The sequence below is a fragment of the Intestinibacillus sp. NTUH-41-i26 genome, assembly GCF_032769475.1.
Taxonomy (GTDB): Bacteria; Bacillota; Clostridia; order Oscillospirales; family Butyricicoccaceae; genus Agathobaculum; species Agathobaculum ammoniilyticum.
In genome coordinates this window covers 1,183,457-1,209,340 of sequence record NZ_CP136477.1, presented here as the reverse complement: position 1 = coordinate 1,209,340, position 25,884 = coordinate 1,183,457, and the positions used below count along the sequence as shown (strand labels likewise).

Annotated in this window: 25 protein-coding genes and 2 pseudogenes; 6 read left to right on the top strand and 21 right to left on the bottom strand. The window is 51.6% G+C overall.

Going from position 1 to position 25,884, the window contains the following annotated elements:
- The first annotated feature begins 1 nt into the window (after position 1).
- On the top strand, positions 2-610 hold the full coding sequence (locus RX717_RS06145) for a cyclophilin-like fold protein (RefSeq protein WP_277997710.1): 609 nt from the start codon (positions 2-4) through the stop codon (positions 608-610).
- Positions 611-697: 87 nt separating this feature from the next.
- Here RX717_RS06145 and RX717_RS06140 read toward each other — a convergent pair whose 3' ends face one another.
- The 5 genes from RX717_RS06140 to RX717_RS06120 form a co-directional block, all read right to left on the bottom strand.
- Positions 698-1,456, bottom strand: coding sequence for a carboxymuconolactone decarboxylase family protein (locus RX717_RS06140; protein WP_107630694.1), 759 nt, complete (start codon positions 1,454-1,456; stop codon positions 698-700).
- Positions 1,457-1,512: 56 nt separating this feature from the next.
- Positions 1,513-1,944, bottom strand: a complete 432-nt coding sequence (locus RX717_RS06135; protein ID WP_054326153.1) for a cupin domain-containing protein — start codon at positions 1,942-1,944, stop codon at positions 1,513-1,515.
- Positions 1,945-1,962: 18 nt separating this feature from the next.
- Positions 1,963-2,820 carry an aldo/keto reductase gene (locus RX717_RS06130; RefSeq protein WP_054326152.1) on the bottom strand — a complete coding sequence of 286 codons (858 nt, stop codon included), beginning with the start codon at positions 2,818-2,820 and terminating at the stop codon, positions 1,963-1,965.
- Entirely contained in the window at positions 2,817-3,188 is a 372-nt protein-coding gene (locus RX717_RS06125) for a MerR family transcriptional regulator (RefSeq protein WP_054326151.1), read from the bottom strand. The genes RX717_RS06130 and RX717_RS06125 overlap by 4 nt, the downstream gene beginning before the upstream one ends.
- A gap of 83 nt (positions 3,189-3,271) precedes the next feature.
- The gene (locus tag RX717_RS06120) at positions 3,272-4,255 is read right to left on the bottom strand and encodes a LysR family transcriptional regulator (protein ID WP_307718885.1); all 984 of its coding nucleotides are present in this window, start codon (positions 4,253-4,255) and stop codon (positions 3,272-3,274) included.
- 98 nt (positions 4,256-4,353) lie between these two features.
- Between RX717_RS06120 and RX717_RS06115 the strand changes: the two genes are divergently transcribed.
- The 3 genes from RX717_RS06115 (at position 4,354) to RX717_RS06105 (ending at position 6,665) form a co-directional block, all read left to right on the top strand.
- Entirely contained in the window at positions 4,354-4,893 is a 540-nt protein-coding gene (locus RX717_RS06115) for a flavodoxin family protein (protein ID WP_054326150.1), read from the top strand.
- Positions 4,894-4,906: 13 nt separating this feature from the next.
- Complete coding sequence (locus RX717_RS06110; protein ID WP_054326149.1) at positions 4,907-5,389, top strand: flavodoxin; 483 nt, start codon at positions 4,907-4,909, stop codon at positions 5,387-5,389.
- 250 nt (positions 5,390-5,639) lie between these two features.
- Positions 5,640-6,665, top strand: a complete 1,026-nt coding sequence (locus RX717_RS06105; protein WP_107630695.1) for a zinc-dependent alcohol dehydrogenase family protein — start codon at positions 5,640-5,642, stop codon at positions 6,663-6,665.
- A gap of 68 nt (positions 6,666-6,733) precedes the next feature.
- On the opposite strand, the gene RX717_RS06100 is transcribed toward RX717_RS06105, so the two are convergent.
- Complete coding sequence (locus RX717_RS06100; RefSeq protein WP_161804679.1) at positions 6,734-7,948, bottom strand: ABC transporter substrate-binding protein; 1,215 nt, start codon at positions 7,946-7,948, stop codon at positions 6,734-6,736.
- A gap of 218 nt (positions 7,949-8,166) precedes the next feature.
- Between RX717_RS06100 and RX717_RS06095 the strand changes: the two genes are divergently transcribed.
- Positions 8,167-9,912, top strand: a complete 1,746-nt coding sequence (locus tag RX717_RS06095; RefSeq protein ID WP_316960619.1) for a sensor histidine kinase — start codon at positions 8,167-8,169, stop codon at positions 9,910-9,912.
- Positions 9,913-9,919: 7 nt separating this feature from the next.
- Positions 9,920-11,476, top strand: a complete 1,557-nt coding sequence (locus tag RX717_RS06090; RefSeq protein WP_107630698.1) for a response regulator — start codon at positions 9,920-9,922, stop codon at positions 11,474-11,476.
- Between the two features lie 71 nt (positions 11,477-11,547).
- Here the strand turns inward: RX717_RS06090 and RX717_RS15985 are convergent, their stop codons facing one another.
- The 15 genes and pseudogenes from RX717_RS15985 to RX717_RS06010 all read right to left on the bottom strand — a co-directional run bounded on the left by RX717_RS15985 (position 11,548) and on the right by RX717_RS06010 (position 25,863).
- Complete coding sequence (locus RX717_RS15985) at positions 11,548-14,703, bottom strand: tagaturonate reductase (protein WP_442908800.1); 3,156 nt, start codon at positions 14,701-14,703, stop codon at positions 11,548-11,550.
- A 53-nt stretch (positions 14,704-14,756) separates the two neighbouring features.
- Positions 14,757-14,885 carry a hypothetical protein gene (locus RX717_RS06075; RefSeq protein ID WP_439330296.1) on the bottom strand — a complete coding sequence of 43 codons (129 nt, stop codon included), beginning with the start codon at positions 14,883-14,885 and terminating at the stop codon, positions 14,757-14,759.
- A 133-nt stretch (positions 14,886-15,018) separates the two neighbouring features.
- Positions 15,019-15,249, bottom strand: coding sequence for a YdbC family protein (locus tag RX717_RS06070; RefSeq protein ID WP_000659121.1), 231 nt, complete (start codon positions 15,247-15,249; stop codon positions 15,019-15,021).
- A 76-nt stretch (positions 15,250-15,325) separates the two neighbouring features.
- Entirely contained in the window at positions 15,326-16,180 is an 855-nt protein-coding gene (locus RX717_RS06065; protein ID WP_000743701.1) for a ParB/RepB/Spo0J family partition protein, read from the bottom strand.
- A gap of 7 nt (positions 16,181-16,187) precedes the next feature.
- Positions 16,188-17,153, bottom strand: coding sequence for a MobV family relaxase (gene mobV, locus RX717_RS06060; RefSeq protein WP_001145977.1), 966 nt, complete (start codon positions 17,151-17,153; stop codon positions 16,188-16,190).
- A 518-nt stretch (positions 17,154-17,671) separates the two neighbouring features.
- A complete protein-coding gene (locus tag RX717_RS06055; RefSeq protein WP_001170965.1) occupies positions 17,672-18,703 on the bottom strand; it encodes an AAA family ATPase in 1,032 nt (343 codons plus the stop codon).
- Positions 18,704-18,856: 153 nt separating this feature from the next.
- Positions 18,857-19,330: a sigma factor-like helix-turn-helix DNA-binding protein gene (locus RX717_RS06050; protein ID WP_000323521.1), complete on the bottom strand. Its 474-nt coding sequence runs from the start codon at positions 19,328-19,330 to the stop codon at positions 18,857-18,859.
- Positions 19,331-19,413: 83 nt separating this feature from the next.
- Entirely contained in the window at positions 19,414-19,839 is a 426-nt protein-coding gene (locus RX717_RS06045; protein WP_000323896.1) for a sigma-70 family RNA polymerase sigma factor, read from the bottom strand.
- 94 nt (positions 19,840-19,933) lie between these two features.
- Positions 19,934-20,569 carry a sigma-70 family RNA polymerase sigma factor gene (locus tag RX717_RS06040; protein WP_003085618.1) on the bottom strand — a complete coding sequence of 212 codons (636 nt, stop codon included), beginning with the start codon at positions 20,567-20,569 and terminating at the stop codon, positions 19,934-19,936.
- Between the two features lie 347 nt (positions 20,570-20,916).
- Positions 20,917-21,106 (bottom strand): annotated as a pseudogene (locus tag RX717_RS06035) (cysteine-rich KTR domain-containing protein).
- 51 nt (positions 21,107-21,157) lie between these two features.
- Positions 21,158-23,077: a tetracycline resistance ribosomal protection protein Tet(O) gene (gene tet(O), locus RX717_RS06030; RefSeq protein ID WP_000691759.1), complete on the bottom strand. Its 1,920-nt coding sequence runs from the start codon at positions 23,075-23,077 to the stop codon at positions 21,158-21,160.
- Positions 23,078-23,443: 366 nt separating this feature from the next.
- Positions 23,444-23,818 (bottom strand): TnpV protein, encoded by a 375-nt coding sequence (locus tag RX717_RS06025; protein ID WP_001140406.1) that lies wholly within the window; start codon positions 23,816-23,818, stop codon positions 23,444-23,446.
- Positions 23,819-23,869: 51 nt separating this feature from the next.
- The gene (locus RX717_RS06020; RefSeq protein ID WP_316960618.1) at positions 23,870-24,052 is read right to left on the bottom strand and encodes a hypothetical protein; all 183 of its coding nucleotides are present in this window, start codon (positions 24,050-24,052) and stop codon (positions 23,870-23,872) included.
- A 13-nt stretch (positions 24,053-24,065) separates the two neighbouring features.
- Positions 24,066-25,324: pseudogene (locus tag RX717_RS06015) on the bottom strand (TRAP transporter large permease).
- A gap of 32 nt (positions 25,325-25,356) precedes the next feature.
- On the bottom strand, positions 25,357-25,863 hold the full coding sequence (locus RX717_RS06010) for a TRAP transporter small permease (protein ID WP_054326142.1): 507 nt from the start codon (positions 25,861-25,863) through the stop codon (positions 25,357-25,359).
- Between the last annotated feature and the right edge of the window lie 21 nt (positions 25,864-25,884).

Sequence of the window (25,884 nt, the reverse complement as noted above, 5' to 3'; positions counted from 1 at the left end):
GTTGCTGGGGTGTCCTATCTGGTGGGGCATCCCGCCCAAGATCACGCGCACCTTCGCGGAAAGCTACGACTGGAGCGTCAAAACCGTGGCAGGCTTCTGCACCTCCGGCGGCAGTGCCATACAGCAACACGGGTCTGCCGGAGCTGACGGAGGGTGCGGTCTGGCTGGAGGGCAGGCGTTTTTCCGGCACAGTCTCCCCCGACGACATCGCCGGCTGGCCGGCGGACCTGCCGCGGACGCGCAAGCCGCTGACCAGCTTCAGGTATCATTTAACGGACACACCTATACCGCGACCTTGGCGGATAATGCCTACGCTGCTGCTTTCACGGCTTTTCTGGCCGAAAACGGCAGCTCTCTCACCATACAGGCTCATGACTACGGCGGGTTTGAAAAGGTGGGCGGGCCGCCCGCCATCCTGTCCCAAAGCGACGAGCCTATCGACGCTGCGGCCGGGAACCTTATTCTGTATCAGAGCAATAACATCGTGCTTTACTACTCTACCAACTCCTGGAGCTTTACCCGTTTGGGCCGGCTGGAAGGGGTCCTCTCCGCCCTAGAATCGGACATGGGCAAGGGCAATGTGAAGATTACCTATTCTTTAGACGGATAGGGGTTGCGCCTTCCCGCCCTCAAAGCAAGCGAACAGCCCTGCCTGTGCATATGTCCACGGGCAGGGCTGTCCTTATCTTATGATTCCTTATTTCTCCTCCGGCAAAACCTCATTGACGCAGGCCAGCGCATTGAGCGTGCGCGGGAAGCCGATATACGGCAGGCACACCGTCAATGTGCCCAGCAGGATTTCCTTGCCGTTTCCCACGGCGTTGTTTCCGCCCACATGCGCTTTGACCTGCGGCTCACACCCGCCCTGGGCGCAGAGGATGGCGAAGGTCAAAAGCTCCCGTTCCTGCAGATCCAGCCCCTCACGGGTATAAAAGTCGCCAAAGCAGTAGGCGGAAAGATAATCCTGTATATTTTTCTGGTTGTCCGGCGCGGCAGCGCGCATCGCGTCGATGGAGCCGCCGAAAATGGCTTTTTGCGCGGCGATGCCGGCCGCCAGCCGCCCTTCCTCCTCCACCGTGTAGCCACTGGGCAGTGGCAGTGGAATACCGCTGTCAGCCAGCGTTTCGCTGGCCGCCTCTACCGCCGCTTCGGTTTTTCCCAGTCCGATGTATGGCGCGCACTGGTAGACCGCCTCCCGTATCTGCTGCGGGGGTACGCCGCACCGGAGCGCCGCTCTGACATGGCGCCTGACCTCATGCATCGTCTGGTTTGTGACCGCCACCACCAGAATGAGCAGCTCGCGCAGTCCGGCATCCAGCCGTTCTTCGGCATAGATTTCGCCGTAGATCAGTCGCTCCTTGATCGCGGCAAATTCCGGATCGCTCTGCCGCAGCGCGCCAGCCGTATCCCCATACAATTTGGCTATCGCTTGTTCCGCTTTTTCCATTCGAGACATCGTCGATCGCTCTCCTTTTCGCTTCATCCAGTCCGGCGCCGCAGGCCGCAAACATTTTACAGGCCGGCGTATTCTTCGTCCGTCACCGGCTCGCACCATTCGTTGCTGCATCCCTCGCCGGGTACTTCGATCGCAATATGGCTGAACCACGCATCCCTTTTCGCCCCATGCCAGTGCTTGATCTCCGGCGGGATGACAATTACGGTCCCGGGCGTCAGGCTGACCGCCCCCTTGCCCGCTTCCTGATACCAGCCCTCGCCCGCCGTGCAGAGCAGGATCTGACCGCCGCCCTTTTGCGCGTGGTGGATGTGCCAGTTATTCCGGCAGCCCGGCTCAAAGGTGACGTTGCCCAGGAATATCCCGTCTTCCGGCCGTGTCAGCGGGTTGAGAAAGGACTGCCCGATAAAATACTGGGCATAGGCGGTATTCTCCGCGCCCAAGCCAAATATATTCTGCTTTGCAAATGCATTTTGATCCAAGCTTTTCATATGGTATCCCTCCTGTTTTTACTTGCCGCTGAACACGGGGAAGCAACTGAACTCCCCATAGCTCTCGATGGGTGGGAGCCGCATCAGCTTTTCCATATCCGCTGGGTCGATCAGAAAATCCACCGCCGCGTTCTCTTTCATATGGGCAGGATCCGCTGTCTTAGGCAGGGCGACCGTACCCAGCTCAAGCACATAGCGGATGCACAGCGCCGCCGGGGATACGCCGTACTTTGCCGCCATGGCGGTGATCTGTTCATTCTTGAGCGCCTCACCGTGGGCGATCGGCGAATAGGCCTCCACCAATATCCCCTGGTTTTTGCAGTAGTCCAGCAGCGCCCGGTCGGTGTTGCTGATGTGGAGCAAAACCTGGTTGACCATGGGCTTTATCCGGCAGGACGACAGGATATTTTCCAGATCGTCCGGCAGGAAATTGGATACGCCGATCGCCTTTACCTTGCCGGCCGCATACGCATCCTCCAGCGCGCGCCAGGCCGCCCGATTGCCCTCCGCATAGTCCCCGCCGCGGAAATCCGCCCAAGGCTGCGGGCTGTGAATGATCATCATATCGATATAGTCCAGCCCCATTTTGGCGAGCGACCCGTCGATCGAATGCGCCGCGCTGTCGTAATCCTTCGCCTCGGCCGCCACCTTGCTGGTGACGAACACCTGTTCCCGCGGCAGGCCGCAGGCGCGCACGCCCTCGCCTACGCCCGCCTCGTTGCCGTAAGCCTGCGCGGTATCGATATGGCGGTAACCCAAGGCGGTCGCCGCTTTTACCGCTTCCGCCGCCTGCTCGTCGGGGATGAACCAGGTCCCCAGCCCCAGCTTGGGTATTGCCACGCCGTTGGCCAGTGCATAGGTTTCTTTCAAAATCATCGTTCCGCCTCCTCTGTCGATTGTTGCTCCTGTAAAAGCCGGTGCCGCAGGCCATCCATGCGCGCCACCTGCCTTTCCCGAAAATGGATCTCGTCCAGCGCGGCCTTTCGCTTCTGTTCCAGCATCCGTAGCCGCTTCTTTCCCGTTCCTCTTTGCTCCAGCAGCAGGCGCATGTACGTCTCCACCTCCTCTGAGGTAAAGCCGATGTCGTGCAGGGTCAGGATCAGGCTCAGCCGTTCCAGATCCTGATCGTCATACTGCCACTCGCCCATCACCTGCTTGACCGCCCCGCACAGCCCCCACCGCTCATATTCCCGCAGGATTTCCAGGGGGATCTGATATCGTTCGCTCGCCTCCAGGATTGTCATTTCCCATCCCTCAAAATAAAAAAATGTAGACGCCCTGAACGGACATCTACATTGTAAGGCCAAAGCCGATCCCTGTCTAATACTTATAATGGATGGTCAGATATGCGTTTTATGTATTTTTGAGCAAACCCAAGGAATGCCGCCGTAGCCGCTGAAAAGGATTCTGTTTTTTTCCACGCCAGAACCGTGCTGGATTCCAGCGGCGGCGATAGCGGAAGCATCCGTAGCCCTTCGTAAGCGCAGTCCAGCTCGATCGCAAGATAAAGCCCAAGCCCTTTGCGGGCCAGCTGCGCCTGATTATACGGCAGGTTCCCACTCGCCACAACCTGTATCTGTTCTGCATACGGCCCGAACCAGCGGAGCATCTCTTGCTGCATCAATTCCCGCGTGGGCAGGATCAGCCGCTGGCCGACCAGATCCTTCGGTGTTACACATTTCCTGTCTGCAAACGCCGAATCCTCCGGCACCAACAGCCCCCAGCTCTCCCGCACCGGCAGCCGCAGGATCTCATATTTGCTGATCTCCACCGGCTCCAGCAGCAGCCCGATATCCAGAAGCCCCTGTTCGATACGCTCCTTGATACCGTCCGAATTCCCGCTGTAGATCACATACCGCACCAGGGGATACGCCTGATGGAATTCCGCCAGCATATCAGCCAGCAGGCTGATGCTTTTCAGGTCGCCGCTCCCTATGGAGATCTCGCCAGAAACCTCTTCCGCCGGATGCAGCTCCCGCGCGGCCCTCTCTGCCAGTCCGACGATCTCCTGCGCCCGGCGGCGAAGCAGCACGCCGGCATCGGTGAGGATAATCCTGTGCTGGCTGCGGCGGAACAGCTTGACACCCAACTCCTCTTCCAGCTGCATCAACTGACGGGACAGGGTCGGCTGGGTCATATGGAGCAGCGCCGCCGCCCTGGTGATATTTTCTTCCCTGGCCACGGCCAGAAAGTACCGCAACGCCCGAAGTTCCACGCTTCCACCCCCTGCCTGTCCAGTATAGCACAGGCGCGGGGCGGCCGCAAGCGCGATCATGCACCAAATGTATTTCTGGCGATAGAAAACAAGCATTCGCTATTTCTGCAGAGGTGCGGTATAATAAAATTGTCGTAAAGGCGCCAAGGCCGTCCTTACGATAATTATCCTATTGATCCGAGGAGGTGTGAAACATGAAGATTTTAGTGATGGAGAGCAGCCCTCACAAGCACGGTTCCTCCAATTTGTTGGCTGCGGAATTCATACGCGGTGCCACAGAGGCCGGACACCAGACACAGGTCTTTGACGTGGCGCGCTCGGACCTTCGCCCCTGCCTGGGGTGCGACGCCTGCGGCATGTCCGGCTCCTGTGTGCAGAAGGATGGCATGGAGGAGCTGCGGCGCCGAATCCTTGCTTCCGATATGGTGGTATTTGTCACGCCGCTCTATTATTTCGGCATGTCCGCCCAGCTCAAAACAGCGATCGACCGCTTTTACAGCTTCAACGACGAGCTGTCGGCAAAGCATCTGAAAACGGCGCTGATCGCAGCGGCTTGGGACAGCAACGACTGGACGATGCATGACCTTGCCGGCCATTACCAGACCTTGTGCAGGTATTTACATTTCAACGACCAAGGCATGCTCCTGGGTACTGGCTGCGGCACCGTATCCATGACCCAAAGCAGCCGTTTCCCCAAGCTGGCCTATGCGCTTGGAAAATCACTGACTGAATGAGGAGGACTTGACCATGAAAAAAGCATTGGTATCTTATTTTTCCGCCAGCGGCGTGACCGCGAAAGCTGCGAAGTCGCTGGCCGTAGCGATTGGCGCGGACCTTTACGAGATCAAACCCGCCGTGCCTTATACGCGCGCCGATCTGGACTGGACCAATAAGCGCTCCCGCAGCTCTGTCGAAATGCAGGACAGCGCCTCCCGTCCGGCGCTTGCCGACACGGACGCACCCATCGAAGCGTATGACGTTATTTTTGTCGGCTTCCCTATCTGGTGGTATATCGCGCCCACCATTATCAACAGCTTTTTGGAAAGCTACGATTTTTCGGGCAAGACCATCATCCTGTTTGCCACCTCGGGCGGCAGCGGCCTTGGCCGGACTGCGGACAGCCTGCGAAGCAGCGTGGCCGCTGATACCAAAATCGTCAACGGGCGCCTGCTCAACGGCCGTCTGTCCGAGTCCGAGCTAAAATCCTGGGTGGAGGGATTGGCCCTGTAACCACAAGTCTCCCTCCAATCGGTACCGCGCGGGTCGGCCGAACCGGCTGATCCGCGCGGTATTTTTTTGACTGCCGCCCGCTTTTCGTGTCCGCCGGCAGACGGGGCTGCCCTCGTCCCGCGCATTGAACCATGCGTTTCCCAGCAGGAAAACAGAAAACCCGCGCGGTGCATATTGTATTGCGCCACGCAGGCTGGTATCATAGGGATAGAACCATCCAAACAATCGGATTGCAGAGGAGGAAGCTGTTATGAAAAGCGCAGTTTTTTACGGCAGGCATGATATCCGGATAGAGAACCGTCCCATCCCCGCCGTCGGCGCGCACGATGTGCTGATCCAAGTCAAGGCATGCGGCGTCTGCGGTACGGATGTGCATATTTTCGAAGGGGACAAGGGCGCGGCCGAAACCCATTCCCCCACGGTTCTGGGACACGAATTCTCCGGCGTTATCGCGGATACCGGCAGCGCGGTCACGCGCTACCGCAAAGGGGACCGCGTGTGCGTCGATCCCAATTACTATTGCGGGGCATGCGAATTCTGCCGCGACGGTATGGCGCATTACTGCACGCACATGACCGGCTACGGCACCACTGTGGACGGCGCTTTCGCGGAATACTGCGCAGTCAACGAAAAGCAGATTTACCCGCTCGGAGACGGTACTTCGTTCCAACAGGGCGCAATGACCGAACCGGTCGCCTGCTGTCTGCACGGCATGGATATGTGCGAGATCCGACCCGGCAGCCATGTCGCCGTGATCGGCGGCGGAATGATCGGCCTGATTATGGTGCAGCTGGCAAGGCTTGCGGGCGCGTCGCGTATCGCGCTGCTGGAGCCGGTCGAAGGTAAACGCGCGGTCGGTAAAGCGCTTGGCACGGATGTCTGCATCGATCCGCTGCACGAGGACGTGCCGACAGCACTCGCCGCGCACGGCATGCTCTGTCTGAACACGGTTATCGAATGCGTCGGCCGGCCGGCCACCATCGAGCAGGCCATTGAACTGGCCGGCCCCAAGGCAGTCGTAATGATGTTCGGCCTGACCAGGCCGGATGAAGCGATCGCGGTTAAGCCTTTTACCGTTTTTCAAAAGGAAATCGTCCTCAAAGCGTCCTATATCAATCCCTATACGCAGCGCCGCGCGCTTGATCTGATCGATTCCGGCCGTTTGGATGTGACCAGTATGGTGCATGCCGTCTGCGGACTGGACCGGCTTGCCGACATCCTTGGCAGCCCGCAGGAGCGCAGCCTGGGCAAATTCATCATCGATCCCAGCCTGTAGCCGCGGATTTCTCTTCGCCCGCCGTAAGTACGGCGGGCGTTTTTTTATGCCTTGCGATTAACAGGTATTTATTTCTGTATCGTGAAGAGGGCTGGTTTTCCATTGACTATCCGGAACAGACGCGCGGTTTGGATACCATCTCCCGAACCATCCGTGAAGTCAAAAATCCCGCCAATTCCCTTATATCCTTTTATGCTGACCAGCGCGTCCCGAATATCCTCGCTTTCCAGCGTGTCCGCGCGCCGCATCGCCTCCGCTAACAGCATCATCGCGTCGTAGCCGCGGTAGGCCGCTTCCGCCACCGGCATTGTACCGTAGCGTTGGATAAATTTTTCCAAAAAGGTCCTCTCCTCCGGCGTAACCGCTTCAATAGGCGAATCCGGAATGGAGTACCCGCAGGCGTATACCACGCCCTCCGCCGCATCTCCCGCCGAACGGCGCACTTCACTGTTTGCAAAGCTCTCCGGCGCATACACCGCGCCCTGGAAACCGGCCTGGCGCAGCTGGCGGATCTGAAGGCTGGCGGTTTCGCTGCTTGTGTACAGGATGAGCGAATCGATATTCATATGATTCAGCCGCATAAACATTGTAGAATAATCGTTTTCGTCAATCTTATGCTTTTTCAGCCATACCAGCTCCATTTGCGGGCAATCCTCAATCAGCGCTTCCATATGCCTGGCGCCGCTCTCCGCATAATCGGTCTCTGAATATAAAATACCGATCCGTTTCGCTCCCTGACGCTCCATCGCGCTTAACAGCAACTCATCAAAATACTTCGAGCTTGCTGTGGAGCGGAACAGGTATTTGTTTCCCACTCCGGTCCAGACAAAGCTTGTCCCCAACCCGATCTGCACCACATGAGCCTGTTCGGTCAGCTCGGTGGTTTGCAGGATATTCCCGCTCGTATGGGAACCAATAATGGCATCCACGCGATCTTCCTCTATCATCTTCCGAACCGCCGTGACCGCGGCCTCGCTATCGGACTGGTCGTCATATTCGATCAGGCGGATCTCTTTTCCGTCAACCCCACCGCTTCCGTTGATGTCCTCGACCGCCAGCCGGATCCCCTGTTGCCCCATGCGGCCAAGCAGCGAGGCATATCCTGTCAGCGATGCATATACGCCGATCTTGATATATGGCGTATCATCCCGTTTTTCGTATGGCTTTACCCGAATTGTCTGCGCGCCCAGCTCGTATTTTTTATCCAAATATACTGTCGGCAGCAAAGACGCCGCAACCATCAGGACTGCCGCCGCAAGCCTGCCAAACCGTAACCGACGCATTTCCATCCCCCATTCGGCCGCCTAAACCGCGTTTTTGAAAACTGTCTGTCAATTTATATCATATTGGCGCAATCCCGATTATTTTATTATAATATTTCGCTCTTTTAGTAAAATATTCTGGTTCTTTTTGATATTCCAAAACTTATTCCACAAAATTGCTATAATGAAGAAAACCCCTTGTCCATCTTTGGAGCTTTATTATGAGAAACCACTTGTCTATGAGGAATCTGTCTCTGCGGCAAAAGCTTTTCTACTGGCTTACTCTGACAACGATTATCCCCCTGCTGATCTTCCTGCCGCCGCTGACGCTTTATCAGAGCTATGCCATACAAAAGTCCATCGACCGTATGTGTCTGGAGCAGTCCAACCAGACCTCAGTACAACTGGACAGGATCTTCAACCAGATAAATTCCATCTCCAACCTGTACTTCCTTGATCCTATGATCGAGGACACGCTCCAAAACGGCATTATTTATGACCAGCTTGGTTACAATGCAGCACAGAGAGACATCATTGCGCTCCAACAGAAGTACAACACCTCCATCCCTGACGTAGACCTGCACCTCACCATTGTTGCTAACGACGGACGGATATATGGGAACGGCGTTTATGACCATACCGTTCCCATTACGGAAATTAAGCAGAGGTGGTGGTATCAGGACCTGCAGCGGAACTCCTGGCAAACGCTGTGGGTGCGGGACGAGTATCTGAACCGCATCCACAGTAACGCGCAGACCAATTATATTTACAGCATTCGCGCTTTGAAAAACTTTGACACTTGGGAGAATCACGGCATTTTGATCATGAGCTTTCTGGAAAGCGACCTGATCAAGCTGTATGGCTCCAGCCTTTCCTCCCACAGCGCGGTCGCGATATTCGATCAATACAACAATATCATTTCTTCCGTATCCTATAACAATCTTAATGTTTTTCCGATTTCCACACAGGCGCGGGCCCAATATGCAGGCTCATACATAACCTCGATCGATAATGTAAAATATCATATCACCTATAACACCGTATCGCAGCCACAATGGAAGGTCGTCACCTTTTTGCCCACCAGCTATCTTTTCGGTGAATATATCAGTTTCCGTATCTTATATCTTGTAGTCATCTCCCTATTTTTGCTGGCGCTTTTTGCTTTCACTTGGATTATTTCACGTCATTTCGTCTCCCCTATTAACCTTTTGACCCAGGAGATCCACCGCATCAGGCAGTCGTCGTTCTCCCAGCGTGTCAGCGTCACCTCCTCGGATGAAATCGGCCTGCTTGCCTGTGAATTCAACGAAATGCTCAATCAAATCGAGTCGCTGATGCAGAGCATCATTGAGGAGCAGCGGCGCAAGCGTAAGGCTGAACTGCAATCCCTGTACGCGCAGATCAATCCTCATTTTATCTATAATACCCTGACTGCTATCCGCTTTCTCGTTTATACCGAGCAAAAGCAGACCGTTGACCATACGCTCTGCTCCTTTATCACCCTGCTCAGGCACTCCATCTCCAGTAGCGAGGAGTTCTGCTCGATCCGGACCGAACTGCGGATGCTGCAATGCTATATCGATATCCAGCAAATCTCCTTTGACAAGCCGTTCGAGGTTTGCTGGGATGTCGACTCAAGCCTTCTGGATTGCAAAATACTCAAGCTTACGCTTCAGCCGCTCGTTGAAAACGCCGTGATGCACGGCCTGAAATCCAAGAAGGGCGACCGGAAGCTGTACATCCGTGTCCAGCGCTACCAGCAGGATATCATGATCGCAATTTCGGACAACGGGATCGGAACGGATAAGGTCCTCTCTTTCTATGAGGCACAGTCCGATTTCCGGTCCAGCGTCGGACTGATCAATATCCACAGCCGGATCGTGCTGCATTTCGGCCATCCCTACGGCATCACCTTTTACAGCAAAAAGGGGGCGGCACCACCGTGCTTGTCCATATCCCTGCTATTTCTTGTCAGGAGGAACTGATTTAACCATGAAGATCTTGGTTGTGGACGATGACACATTGATCCGCAAATGGATGACGCTTTTGCTGGAGCAGTCCGCAAAAACGCTCGAAATTCTACAGGCCGAAAACGGCGCTGACGCCTTGTCTCTTGTTCAGGAAAACCCTGACCTGGATCTGATTATTACCGATATCAAAATGCCGCTTATGAACGGTCTGGAGCTTTGCGAATGTGTCAAGCGCCTATATCCATCGGTATGTATTGTCATTCTCAGTTCGTATGACGACTTTTCTTATGTCAAGCAGGCGCTCCGGCTAGGGGCCACGGACTATATCCTGAAAGCGGAAATGAATGCCGAAGATATCGCCAACGCGCTCCAGAAAGCGCAGCAGTTCAAAATTCAGCACACACTGTCCAACATGCCCTCCCAAGGAAGCCAACTGATGGACAAGTCGCTGCTCCTGCAGGAATTTCTCGCGCAGCCGAACGCCAGCACACAGACGTTCCTTTTCTCACTCGACCCACAGCTTTCCCCGCAGAACCTTTCAATTTTTCTGCTCAAGCTGTCCTTTCCCTCGTCGGCCGGTATTTCCGATATACTGCAGATGATCAGCCTGACATTGAATGAACAGGGGCTTCACGCCGTATGCCTGGCTTACACACGGGAAATCATCGTTGTGTTTTGCAACAACCTGCAGCAATACAGTCATTCTTACGATTCCTCCTCATATTTCGGCTCGCTTTCCGCCGGCATCGAGCGGCAGGCCGGCTGCAGAGTCGCCGCATGGACCGCAATGTACATCCGGCAGGCCACCCAGTTGCAGGACAACCTGAACAAAGCGCTTGATTCACTTCACTTCAAGCAGTATTACTCCCTGAATGTTGTGGACAGCGCCCAGCTTTCGGACTCCGAGCCTAAGCAATTCCTTTCCATGAAATTGCTGAAGGACATCTCCGACGCTCTCTCCCACCAGCAGTTTCAGGAGGCCTGCGACGCGCTTACCCAGTATATTGAAGAAAGCCATCAGCTTTTCTGCGCGCCGAAGGAAATTGAAAAATATTTTACTGTTGTCGGCTACCGTCTGATCGCCGCCTGTCCGTCCGTAGAATCCGATACGACGGTTTTCGACCGGCTGGACCGCCTTTTATCCGCCTGCCTTCATCTTCCAACCAAGGAGGAGTTCACCCAGGCCGCCGCTGCATTCATCAGCTATTTCCTGAAGCTGGCGGTATCCAACCGCAAAAAGCTGTCCCCCTCCGTACTGAGCTGCCTGCAGTATATTGATGCGCATTATATGGAAAAGCTGTCGCTCGATCAGCTTGCCGCCCACGTTTTCCTCAACCGCACCTATCTGAGCGAATTGTTCAAGCGGGAAATGGGCATCTCCTTTAACGATTTCCTCAACCGGCAGCGCATCATACACGCCTGCGAATATATCCAGACCAGCCATTATTCCATGGCAAAAATTGCGGAAATGACAGGTTTTTCCGACCAGAACTATTTCACCAAAATCTTCAAAAAAATAACCGGTCAAACGCCCCGTCAATACAAAAATAACCAGACGGCCGGACAGCCGCAGGCATAACGGCCAAAACGCCGCAGGGTCACCCCTGCGGCGTTTTGAAAAGTGAAGAAAAGAAAAAGAGGTCAGCAAAATTATTCATCCATCAGCGTGTCAAATACCGTGCGGATCCCCTGCTGCCGTATATCCGCAAGCAGCCCTGCCAGTTGTTCCGCCAGTTTCGGTATGCCGCCGATTTCTGGAAACACCGTTTCCCCGCAGAACCGCACCAGCTTTTCCGGCGTATCCTCTCGGTGTTCCCAGAAAAATTCCAGAACATCCTGGTCATCTCTGACCGGATAGGGGATCCCCTCGCGCGCGCCGTAGTAGCCCTGTGCGTTTTTGGAGTGCAGATGGTAAAATTCGAGCAGCGCGGCCAGAGAGAACACCGTGCAGACCGGCAGCTCCCCATTCTGCTCCCAATAGGCCAGCAGGCTCGGCCAAACCCTTGCCTTCCACTTGGAAACCGAATTGAGTGAGATTGCCAGCAGGCTATGCTGGATAAAGGGGTTATTCAGGCGCACCATCACCTGATCGGCAAAGGCGCGCATATCCGCGTCGTCCAACTGCAAATATGGGATGATTTCGTCGTATATCATCCGGCGGACAAAGCGGACGCACAGCGGGCAGGCCATATAGTCCAGGCTGATGTCGCTGCCCATTAGGTATGCCGCCAATGAGATGCCGGTCTGCGCGCCGTTCAGGATGCGCACCTTGCGCTTTTTATAATACGATGAATCGGGGACGATCACCACCGGCAGTCCGGCCTGTTCAAACGGAAGCTCCTGCTTCATCCATTCCGGACCCTGGATCGCCCAGAACGCGAAAGGCTCGCCGGTATCCAGCAGGCGGTCCTCCACACCGTTTTCCTGATTCAGGCGCTCCGCATCCTCCTTTGGATAGCCGGTTATGATGCGGTCGACCAGCGTATCGCAGAACACATTTTCCTCCTCCAGCCAGTTGAGGAAGTCTTCCGGCAGTCCCCAGCGCCCCGCATAAGTTTGCACGCATTTTTTCAGTTCCTGTCCGTTGTGGTCGATCAGCTCGCAGGAAAGAACAATGAACCCCTTGCCCTTTTGTTGGCCAAAGCATTGATACCGCTTCCACAGCAATTGCGTCAGCTTGCCGGGGAAGGAAGCTGCCGGGCAGTCCTCCAGCCGGTCCTCCGTACGGCAGGATATCCCCGCTTCGGTCGTGTTGGAAACAATAAAACGCAGTTCCAGCTGCTCCGCGCAGGCAAGGAACGCTTCAAAATCACGGTAGGGGTCGATCGCCCGGCTGATTGAACTGACCAGCCGGCTCTGCACTTGGGGCGCCGACGGCTCGCCGCCCCGCAGATAAAGGTGGTACAGGCCGTCCTGTCGGTTGATCACGTCCGCCAGCCCGCTCTTGATCAGTCGGTCATTTTTTGCGGACAGTTCAATACATGCCCTTCGGTTCCTCTCCCTACTCCTGCGTTTGCTCTCGTTTGATTTCTCCCTCTGTATCCTCTTAGCACAAGCGGGACAATACTTTGATATTCCAGAGCTGGGGACGTATTCAACACCGCACACCGTACAATTTTTAGGCTTTAACGCCGTCCACCGCTTTGTGGGTGTGATATGTAATTCACCGACAAAGCCGATGAATTTATAGTAAATCTTGATTTCCTGCCTTACTGTCCCGTCCGCAAGTTTCTCACGTTCCGAAACAAGTATCTTGTCTATGAGTGCGTTTATGATGGTTGCGTCCAACTCTTTCAGCCCCTGATAGTTGCGGATTAGGGATAGAAAGTCCCTCACGCCCTGCGATTTCTCATAGCTGTCATTGAGCGTTTCCGTTACCTCTTTCAGCCGTGCTTCAATTTCAAGCTGCTCTTTCTGGTATTTCCCCGACATCATCTCAAAATTCCGCTCCGTGATACGCTCCATTACCTTGTCCTCATAGAGAGAGGAAAACAGCCTGTCAAGCTCCGCAAGGCGTTTGTTCAGCTTCTTCTTTTCTTTCTCTAATGATTTCGCCCTGCTCTGGTCTGTTTCCGTGAGCCGCCTTTCTATGGCTCTGACCGCCTTTTCATCATTGACCGCCATATCCGCAAAGCGGTTGATGTCGGCAAGGACGGCATTGAATAAGTCCCTCGCTTCAATGCTGTGTGCGGTACACATAACATTGCCATATCTGCCATAATTATTGCAGGTGTATTGTACGCAGTCGATGATGTCGGGGCGTTTCCTCCTGTTGGCACTCGCCGCCCGCATCGCATAGCCGCAGTCCGCACACTTGATAACGCCCGAAAAGATATTCTCAAATCCCCCTGCGTTCTGCTCCCGCCTGCGGCTCGTCATAAGCTGCTGTACGGTGTCAAATTCCTCCTGCGTGACTATCCCCTCATGGGTGTCTGGTATCACTTCCCATTCTTCGGGCAGCTTAGAGGGGCGTTTCTTGCTTTTCATGTTGGCTGCAATCCGCTTGTAGCCTGCAAGGTTGCCCGCATATATCGGGCTTCTTAAAATGCCCCTCACGCTGTTCTCGCTCCAAATATAACGGTTTTCCTCGTTATCCTCAAAGTACCGCTCATAGCCTGTTGCCCCTTGCTCCACCGCATAAGCGGCAGGGCGTAGGATATGCTGTTTGTTGATGTGCTTGCGGATTTTGGCGATGCCGTTGCCCGCTAACGCAAGGTCGAATATCTCCCTTACCACATGGGCAACTTTGTCATCTATCAGCAGATGGTTGTGGTCGGCAGGGTCTTTGACATAGCCATAAGGGGCTGTTGTTCCCATGAATTTCCCCTGCTGAAACCTCGCACGGTACGCCGATTTTATCTTGACTGACACATCGGCAGAATACATTTCGTTTAGGATGTTGCGGAAAGGCGTGATGTCCATAGCGGATTTGTTTAAGGTGTCCACGCCGTCATTGACCGCTATATACCTCACGTTATGCTCTGGGAAAAAGACTTCCAGATATAACCCACAATCAAGATAGTTCCTCCCCAGACGGGATAAATCTTTTGTAATCACGCAGTTTATCAGCCCGTTTTCAATGTCCTTAATCATATTCTGGAAACTTGGTCTTTGGAAATTTGTTCCAGAGTAGCCATCGTCAACATACGTTTTTGCTAAATGCCATCCCTGCCTTTTCACATAATCCGTGAGGATGGATTTTTGTGTCGCAATGCTCGCACTCTCGTTATCCGTGCCATCGTCCTTTGATAAGCGGCAGTAAATGCCGACTTCATAAATCTTGTTCTCCGTTCTTATTCCTGCCATACTGTAAAACCTCCATATCTGTCCTAACGTTTTCATGTTCCATTGCGTACATTCTAAGCGGACAGCCCCTCATTGTCGAAGGTGTCGCCCTCGGCAATCTTCTTCCGAATATCCTCGGAGATAATCGGGACAAACGCTTCTGCAACGGTCTGTGTGCCGATATATTCTCGACTGATAATCATTTGTACTTGCCCTTTTGGCACAATACGCTTTCTTCTTCCAGTTGTTTTCCTATCCTCGCCCATACTTAAATCTTCCTTTCCAGACAGGGCAGGAGAACGTCTGGAAACGCCCCGCCCTGTCAATCAGATACCATCAATCCCCGCTGTTTACTTCTTTCTGTAATGCTTCAAGGAGTGCCGCTGCTTCATCAGCGTTCAACGTGATACCCTTTCCGCACTTCTCACGGTTCGGGGAAAAGCTGCGGATGTCATATTTCGGCTCTCTCCCGTTCCATGAAATAAGATTGATTTCCTTTGTGTAGCCGCTGTCACTCGCAGACAATACGGCGATTTCCTTTACAATCTCATACTGGATTTCTTTCATTCCTTACCTCATTCTCCTTAAAATTCTGTCTTTCTTCTGTTCCAAATTCCTGCATTTACTTCCCGAAAAAAGAAGGTTAGCGGCTGTCCCTGCTCCGTTTTCTCTGCAACTCACGTTCCAGAAGTCGGATGATGGTTTCCTCCATCTGCTTCGGCGTTGTGTCCTTCGGAAAGTATTTTTTCAGTTTGCTTGTGTTGATTTTCAAGGTTTCTTTCTGGTTTCCCTTTTCCTCCGTCATAATGGAAAATATCATATCCATGTCAAGCTGCCCGCTCTGGCTCATGCTTTTCATCCGCTGTGCCTGTGAGAGTGAGGGCGTTGCTTCTTCGCTCTCCATCGTGGCAAAGAGATTTTCCTGCTCGTCTTTCTTCAAAAAGGACAGTTCCACCGCAGGTGTGAGGGCGATTTTCCCCTCGTCCACCATCTGCAAAATCGGCGGTATCAGTTCCGTCAGGCGGATAAAACGCTGGACGGTCATCCTGCCCACGCCGAAGCCCTGTGCCACTTTGTCGTCCGTCCGCAACTTCGTCACAACTTGTGACGAGGTTAAGTCTGTGCGGAAACCCTGCCGCTTCATGGCTTCGGATTTCATCCTGTAGGCAAACGCCCGCTCCGATGGCAGGATATTTTCACGCTGTAAATTACTGTCTACAAGGGTGATGATGGCTCGGTCACGGTCTAAGGGCAGGACAAATGCAGGCACGGTATTTATACCTGCAAGTTCGGACGCACGGACACGCCGCTGCCCCGCAATCACTTCATAACCGTTCCCGTCCTCTTTCGGGCGTGTGATTATCGGCGTGACAATGCCAAATTCCTTGATGCTTTCCGCTAACTCTGACAGCGTTTCATCCTCCACAACATGAAACGGATTGTCGGGAAACGGGTATAAATCTTTGGTCTTTAACACCTTAAAATCCTGTTTCTTCATTCACTTTTTACCTTTCTCTTGATTTGTTTCTGCCTGTTCTCTGTAATTCTTCCAACACTTCTGGCGGTATCTTTGAGAGCAGCCGCCCCATCTGCTCGTTGGTTCTCTGCAATTCAAATATCCTCTGGTTGGCTTTCTGCACCTTTAATTCCTGCTCGTACTTTTCATCACGCATACGCCCTGCATAGTCGGCTTCCTGCCCGATTTGCTCCTTTAAGCTGTCGATATACGCCTGCTGTCTGCCGATTTCCTTAGAGAATTTCTCCACTTCGGGCAGCCATGCGGCAACCAGTTCCAGAGCCTTGTCACGCTTTTTCCCTGCGTTAAAGGCGTTGATGTCGGACAGGGCAGACACGATTTCCCCATACTGCTTATCAAGCCTGCCGCCCAACTTATAGAGCCATGTGGGGACGTGTTTCCGCTTGGTTTCCATCGAAGATTGACCTCTCTCAAGCTGATTCCAACGTGAGGACATCCGCTCATGGTAGGCGGTCTGCCACTCCGACAGGCTCTTTTGATTGCCTAAAATTGTTTTGGCGGACAGCTTATTGTCTGGTGTAATCGGCACAAAGCAGAGGTGCATATGGGGCGTTCTCTCGTCCATGTGGACGACTGCGGAGAGGATATTCTGCTCCCCGACACGCTCCGAAATGAAATCCAGAGCCATCGTAAAATACGCTTTCTGTTCTTCGGGCGGTAACTGGTTCATAAATTCTGGTGAAGCCGTGATGAGCGTTTCCACCATCATCACGCTGTCTTTCCTTGTCCTGCACCCTGCTTCGGCTACCTTTCGGTTAATCTCTTTCTTATAGGTGTACTTTGGCGGTGCGACAAGATGATAGTTATTTTTAGAGCGTTCCATGTCGATATCTGGGTTGCTTTTGTAGGCTTCTTTCTTCCGCTCGTTGTGGCGTTCGCAAGCCGCAACGCCGCCCGCTTTGCGTTTCTGGAAACGCAGGATTGCATAGGGCATAATCCATCATCTTCCTTTCTTCGGCGGGTAACTGCCCTTTGGGTGACAGCGGTGACGGTGGTGACGGCAGTTTTGGGATGCCCCCTGCCGATTGCCGTAACTGTCACCCTTATCCCCTGCATGACGGTCATGACGATGGTGACGGTGTTTTTGGGATACTCCCTCGCAAGAGCTGTAACCGTCATGCCGCCGTTCTTTTATCCGAAGCCGCAAGGCGTAGGATAGCAGGGCGTAAGACCTGCCATAAGGGAGTCCAGAGGGAACGTCTGGCACACGGCTCTTTGCAGGGCAAAGTGTAGTGTGTTACACCCTGTAAACGCAGTCGGAAAAATCGGAGAGATTTTTCTGACCGCAGGGGTGATTTTACACGCCCGAAAAGGGCGGGTGAATCCCACGCCTGCATTTTGCGTTTGCGGGGTGTTCTCCCGTAGGGATGACAGCGGCAGGGTATCCTAAAATCACTGTCACTGCCGTCACCGCTGTCACCCGCAGGGCAGAGCCGCCAACTTTACATGGCTTTAAGCGTCAATGACAGTAACAGGGGGTATCCCAATATCGCTGTCACCGCCGTCACCGCTGTCACCCGCCCTCCTTGCAAGGGCAATCTGCCTGCCGTCTTTCCTGCGGCTGTACTGGTAGCAGATACGGTTCTCGCTTAAAAATGTGGTGTGATATTCATTCAGCCATTTCGTAATCACCGTGGGTATGGTTTCCGTTTCCCCCATAGCGGCTAACAGCTCCGTTGCCGTGCCTGCCCATTCTTCCTTATCCCTCATAAAATCCACCAACCGAAAAAGGACATCTGGTATCGTTTCTTTCGCAAGCTGCTCCTGCGTTTTCCTCTCCACAAGTTCCCAACTGCAATCACGGAAACGGAGCGTGTATTCCTGATAGGGCGTGTCCCTGCCCGTTACATACAGCTTGGCGGTGTCAGATGCCCGTTTCTCCTTTTCCAGAACAAAGGTAGCGTCCGCACTCCCCGTTAAGCCTGTCGTCCCAGACACCTTGTTGAACACATCGCTGTCATTCTGCTTTCGGATGTGGTGTACGACAATGACCGCCAGAGAGTGCCTGTCGGCAAAATCTTTGATTAGGGAGATGTCCCCATAGTCGCTTGCATAGGCGTTGTCTTTTGAAGCTGTACGGACTTTCTGCAAGGTATCAATGACAATGAGCCTGCTGTCTGGATAGTCTTTCAGATAATCCTCAAGCTGCACGATAAGACCGTCTGACAGCTTGCAGCTTGCCACGGCAAAATGAAGCCGCCCGCTCGCTTCGTCCGTCAAACGGAACAGCCTGTCCTGTATGCGGCAGAACGTGTCCTCAAGGCAGAGGTAAAGCACATCGCCCTCCATTGTCGTCATGTCCCATAAGGGGATTCCCTGCGACACGCATAAGCACAGCTTCAGCATGAGCCAGCTCTTGCCTATCTTCTGTGAGCCGCAGAACAGCGACAAGCCTGTGGGGATAAGGCTGTCCACCACAAAGGACGGCTTCTCAAGCGGCTCATAAAGGAGCGTTTCGGCGTTGACTGTCTGTAACTTCTGCATGGGTTTCCTCCTTTCGGGCAGTTATCTTGTTTTTGTTGCACATAGGCGTTGACCTCCTTAAAAATAGATTTACTCCCACGAAAAAAGTGAGAGTATGTAATACCGCCAATCCCACACAAATAAAAAACAGATTTCTTTTTCGGGCGGTGTCGGTCATGGTTGGAGATATTTCCTCATTTCCGCTTTTACTTTCTTCTTTGCAACAGCAACGGATTTCTGTATTGCAGAAGCGGTGCAATGCTCCATAGCGGCGATTTGGTAAAAATTGAACTCATACTCGTAGTAGAGCAGGAAACGTCGCCTTTGTATCTCTGGCAGTCTGTCAACCGCCTTACAGAGCAGTTCCGCCCGTTCTGCTTCAATCATTTGTTCCTCAATGCTCTTAGGCAGCTTTAACGCCCGCCTGTTCAGCGTTTCGTCCCATACTTCCGAAAACTCCCTGTGCCGCTCGTCCCATTGGAGAAGATTCCTGTTCCTGCGTTCCATCTGCCGAAATTCAAAGAATAACTGCTCGGATACTTCCAGTTCGTGGTGTTCCCCCTGCCCGTCCTTAAAACTGATAAAATACCTTATACCGCTTTCCGTGGATTCCTCCCGAAGCGTGTACGCCTTAGCTTTATATGCCATCCCGTTTTCCTCCTGCCAAAAATAAGCGGGGAGATTCCACTCCCCACCCAGTAGCCCGCAGAATAATGGGATGTATTAGACGCTTACAAAATTTTCCGAAGCTTCTTCCGCAGATGGTCTAACCTCGCATAGATGGCACCAGTCGTCAAATGCACAAGTGGGGCAATCTCCTTTGTGGAATACCCCTGCATTTTCAGCAGGACGATTTTCAAGGTACGCCCGTCCACCGTGACTAATACTTGATAGAGATTTTCGCTCTCAATCTCGTCCAGTAACTCCGCAACTGTATTCACCTCCGCTTGCCGCTCCCTGTCTGCCATGTCCTCAAGGTATTCCGCAACGTCATTCGTCCATCGGTAAAACCGCCTGTTGGAATTGAAGTCTGCCCTGTCCGCTATGCGTATCTGCTCAATGGTCACTTCATCAACGCCGCACTCACGCAGCAGCTTTTCCTCCGCTTCTTTCCAGATACGCCATTTCCTGTCCTCCCGTCCGTGGTTGTATGCCATTCTTTCTTCCTCCAATCAGAATTGATTGAGAGGGCAGAGAAAAGCCCCCTCATTTTCCCAAAGGAAAAAACAAGGGGGCTGAACGCCTTAAATTTTAATTTTCTATTATCTTTCTTAGTTTTCTTAGGATTCTGGCTTTGCGTTTGTTCACAACGCTCTGGGTTATGCCTAACCTCGCCCCGACTTCACGCTCGGAAAGTCCGTCAAAAAAGATTGCCTGTATCAACTCCTGCTCACTATCCGACAACAAAGGCAGGGCGGCTTTCAGCCTGTCCACCATAACAGCATTGACAACGGTTTCCGCAATGTCCGCCGCTTCATCAGCGATAAAGTCCAGAGGATTCCCCTCGCTGTCCGTAAATCCGTCCAGAGATAGCAGGCTGTTCCTCGCATCTAATTTTTGCAGGTAACGCCACCGCTCCCTGTCACGGTAGAAGTCCGCATATTGCTCCCTTACGACTTCAAGCAGACAACCTTGGACGGGGATAAACAGCTTGTCCATATATCCCTTGTCGGCTTGCCTGCGGCGGCAGAAATCCGTATAGGACAGTTCCACATAGCCGCCGCTTTCTTTGATATATACTTTTCTTGGTGCGTATTTCACCGCTAATACCTCCAATCTGAATTTTTGAAATGTAAAAATCCAGATGGAGAGGCGGGGAGCGGCAACGCACACCAGAAACAGCCCTGCGGCACTTTCCAACAAAAAACGACAAAAGAAAAACCGCAAAGGCTCTGTGACCTTCACGGTTATGGGAAATACAAATTCTGTTGTATGGAGATTGTACTTCCACTTTCAAGGTGAGAAGTACCGCTGCACTGGCAGAAATTTTTTTAACTGGTTTCCTGCCATTCTCTGATATGCTATGTATTGATAAATTTTACTTCGTATGAGCAGATGAATAACCGCCCGAAAAAAGAACATAAAAAAATCCCTCCAAATTTAAAAACAAATTCAGAGGGTAATTTAGGGTATAACAAAATAACCCACCCGAATATCGTTTTTTTTATTTGGTGAGTTTGTTCTTTCAAATACGAAACAAAAAGAGCCGATGATTCGTGAATTGTTCCACAATTTCATCGGCTCTGCGTCTTAAGCGTCTGGCTCTTTGATGACAGTTATCTTCAAGTTGTCAACTTTAATCAAGCTTTCTTGTCTGCATTTTGGACAATAAAGGGGATAATTCTCCAAAACAGTGTCCTTCCTAATTTTATTACGGGTTTTGCTCCCACAAACAGGACACAATATCCATTCGCATTTCATCATAATTAGTCTCTAATCCTTTCAAATCTCATTTTATATGACTTTTGCAAGCTGTTAAGCTAACTTGTGGAACATATGCCGAACCTTATCTATACGGCTATTCGGGCGGCGGGGTTGGCAAATAAATTTACCAATAGCTGGCTGGTATCCTTTTAACTCTGTCAAGCAGACTCCCTGCCCATTTGTGAAATAAGTTAAATCGTTCCTGTATTCTTGAATACATCTGGCAGGGATTTCTCCTTTCAGAATGACCTCGTCATTCTTTACCTGAGTACTTACAATATCTGCACAATACCTTGGGGCATCATGATACGCCCGTGAGAGATATTCCTGCGGTGCATAAATTTCAAAGTGGAGATATGGCTCTAATAGTTCTGTCCCTGCTTTTTTTAAAGCCTGCTCCAATACGATAGGGGAAAGCAGCCGAAAGTCTGCGGGGGTACTTACAGGACTATAATACAATCCATATTCAAAACAGATTTTACAGTCTGTCACTTTCCATCCATACAGCCCCTGCTCGCAGCCATAAAGAACCCCCTCCATAACCGCATTTTGGAACGATTGGTTTAAATATCCAAGTGAAACTCTGCTTTCATACTGCACTCCGCTTCCAATAGGGAGCGGCTCTATGGACAACCCGACAGAAGCCCAGAAAGGATTTGGCGGGACTTCTATGTGGATGGTATATTCTGCTTTTCTAAGCGGTCTTTCCATATATATAACAGTAGGCTCTTTTATTTCTGCCTCCACATGGTATTTTTCCTCAAGGATGGCACAAATGACTTCCATCTGCACATTCCCCAAAAAAGAAAGTATAATCTCATGCGTTGTAGTATCCACATAATATTTTAAAAGAGGGTCGCCATCTGAAATTTCTGTAAGTGCCCCAAGCAATATTTCCCGCTGTTCAGATTTCTTTACTGCAATCGTTGTTTGGAGCATAGGGAGAGGATTTTCAATAAATTTTCTCTGCGGCAACAGCATTTCGTTCCCCAAAATACTGTTTAGCTGCAAAACATCATTTGGTAAAATTACAATATCACCAGAGCAGGCTGTATCGGATGAATATAATTCACCGTTTGTCGGAACACACATCTCTGTGATTTTTATTTTCTCTTTTTCAGATATTTTAATAACATCCCTCAAATGCAATGTTCCGCTATATATACGCACATAAACAAAACGCCGCCTTTTCTCTGAATATTCAATCTTAAAAACCTGCCCGCATAGTTCAGATTGACCTTCAGGCGTTGATGAATAAAACTTACTGGCAATCACTTCTATAAGCTGCCGAATCCCCAGATTGTTTTTAGCACTTCCGTGATAAACGGGAAATAACGTTCCGTTTTGGAATCTCCTGTTTTCTTCCTGTTCCAGTTCTGACATTTTAAACGGTTTCCCTGACATATATTTCTCTAATAGTTCATCGTTTCCCATAATTACCGCATCCCACTGTTCCATATCGTCATTGTCCGTTACATTTATATGGGGATGCTGCCCAACCTTTTGCTTCACTATAATTTCCGAAGAAAGCTTTGCTTTCATTTCTTGATATACCATTGGCAAATCAATCCCCTCTTGGTCAATTTTATTGATGAAAAAAATTGTCGGAATCTTCATTGTCTGTAGTGCATGAAACAGTATACGGGTCTGTGCCTGTATGCCATCCTTTGCAGAAACTAATAATACTGCTCCGTCTAATACGGATAAAGAACGGTATACTTCCGCCAAAAAATCCATATGGCCTGGCGTATCTATAATGTTGACTTTTACATCCTCCCACTGAAAAGATGTCACTGCTGTCTGGATAGTGATTCCCCTTTGACGCTCCAAATTCATTGTATCTGTCCTTGTTGTGCCTTTATCTACGCTCCCTGGTTCTGCAATTGCACCACTGGTATACAATAAACTCTCCGTTAATGTTGTCTTTCCTGCGTCAACGTGAGCCAGAATGCCTAAGTTAATTATTTTCATGTGATTTTCCTCCTATCAACACCCAAAAAAGGGCATAAAAATACCCAGTGATAAATACTCCTATCACTGGGTAAATAACTCCAATAGCCCCAAAACACTTATATGTTTTCGGGCATATAAAATTACATGATAAAAGTATTCTTAAACTGGGTACAAAAAACTAAGCCCCATATTAAAAGTGAAACGGGACTGCTACTTTTTGTTCCCACTATCAAATTGACAGTTTATTTAAGAATACCTTGCCGCATATTTATTAACTCCTTGTATAATACTGAATCTAATTATATTCCTTAACCCTTTATTTGTCAAGCTGACAAACTAAAGCAGAAAAAGCGGCAGGATTTCCCCCTGCCACTAATCATCTGTTTATGCAAAAATAATTTCCTTTTCCACAATCTCCCTCGCACAAGCCCTTATGTTATTGAGGCATCCTGTCCATTCTAAGGCGTTTTCTGCCTTTAGCTGTTCCGTTATGCCCTGTGCCTGTTTCATACCCTCTATGAGCCTTTCAAAGCGTTCCTGTGCCTGTCTGTCAATGTCGGCAAGGTAAGCGTTAAGTCTGCCGCTTGTAAGAAGATTGGTGTATGTAACTTTGCAGTGATGCTTCAGATAATCCAAATGCCGCTGTCCCCAGATGCCTATCGGCTGTTCTTCTTCGGCGGGTACAGTTAAGCACGGTATTAAATAATCGCCTTGCCTTTCGTATTTGCCGCCCATTTCCTCAAAAATTGTCTTTGCCATTGTCTGTTACCTCCACATTCTTTTTTATTTTGAATGTCCGCAAAATCCGTCCTACATCGGTTGGACAACAATCACCTTGTTGTCCAACCCCATGCGCTCATTAGCGCAGTCGATAAAATAATCTACAAAGCCGCGCAGGAAATTCCCTTCGCCAAACTGTAAAAAGCGTTCCGTTCCAGTCCGCAGTATGAATGCGTTCTGGTCCGGCAGGGTTTGATAGCATAGCGTTTCCAAAACCGATTCCCCCTTATGCCAGTCCGAATAACTGCAGGACGCCGACCGAGAAAATCGGGACGAATGTCAGCAGCATCAGGCACACCAGCAGCAGAACATAAAATGGTCTTGCCTCTATGATAAAATTTTTAATCTTGCATTTTGTAATGCCGCAGGTAACGAACATCAGCGTACCCATCGGCGGGGTAATGCAGCCGACTGCCATATTGAAGATAACCGTCATGGCGAACTGGATCTCATGGATGCCGTAGGCCGCCGCAATCGGCGCCAGCAGCGGGACCAGTACGATCATCGCTGCGGTTCCCTCGATAAACATGCCGACGATCAGCAGGAAAATATTTACCGCGATCAGGAAGATGTATTTGTTGTCGATCAGGCCGACGATCAGTTCCGTAATCATCTGCGGAATACGCTCTCGGGTCAGTACCCACGCAAATGCGTTTGCCGCACAGATGATCAGCATGATGCCGGAGGTCGTGATGATCGTTTCTTTCATACCTTTTATGAAGCTGTCCATCGTCAGCTCATGATAAATCACGCCGAGCAGCAGCGAGTAAACGATCGCAACGGTGCCTGCCTCGGTAGGTGTAAAAATACCCAGGCGGATACCGCCGATAATAATGATCGGCAAGCAGAGCGGCAGCGCCGCCTCTTTGAGCGCGCGCATGAAGTCCGACGCTTTCATCCGCTCTGTGCGGAGCGGCTTGTAGTTTCGCTTGTGGGAAATGATGGATACCAGAAGCATCATCGTCACACACAGCAGCAGCCCGGGGCCGATACCGGCGATAAACAAGTTGCCGATTGAAACGTTCGCGATCGAGCCGTAAACGATCATCGCAATGCCGGGCGGGATCAGCGGCGTAATCATGGCCGAGCACGCGGTTACGACCGACGAGAATTCCTTGGAAAAGCCGCGCTTTTCCATTTCCGGCACCAACATCTTGGCCTCCATCGCCGCGTCCGCCAGGTTGGAGCCCGAAAGCCCCCCATCAGAGTGGACAGCAATACGTTTACCTGCGCCAAGCCGCCCGTCATCCGCCCCGTCAGCACCTCACAGAACTGCATGACGCGCGCTGTAACGCCGGAATAGTTCATAAACGTACCCGCGCACACAAAAAACGGGATCGCAAGCATCGGGATGCTCTCCGCACCGGCTAGCATACGCTGCACAACAATCTGTTGCGGCAGATCCGGCATCAGAAAGAAATAAGCGGCCGCGGCGGCGAATACCGAGGCGAATACCGGTACCTTGAGGAACAGCAGCACCAGCATGATGATAGAGGCCGCTGCCACAGGATTGATACTCATACTTCTTCCTCCTTTTCCGCATCCTTACGCTTTAGGTGGGAGTGGTACATACTATAGGTATAGTTGATAATCATCAGGACACAGCCCGCCGGAAACGCGCCGTAAACAAATTGCTGCGGGATACGCAGTATGTTGGTGGTGCGGCCGGTTGTCACCATCTGCATGACCAGATCAATGCTGCTCCTGAGCAGATAAATCAAAACCACACAGGTCACAAGGTAGCCCAGTACCTCAATGACGAACCGCAGCCGCTTGGGCATGGCGTCCACAATAATTTCGATAGCAACATGGCCGCCTGTACGAAATGCCGCGCTGGCGCCGAAAAACACGACCCAAATAATCAGGCTGAGCTGCATCTCCTCCTGCCAGGTCAACGGGTTGTTGAACAGATAGCGCATGATAACGCCGACAAATGTCACCAGCACCAGCAGGATAAACGCCGCGCCGCTCAAGACAAAATCCAGATTCAAAAGACGCTCCAGCAGCCTGCCTTTGTTTTTCATCTGTTTTCCTCCTTTCAGATT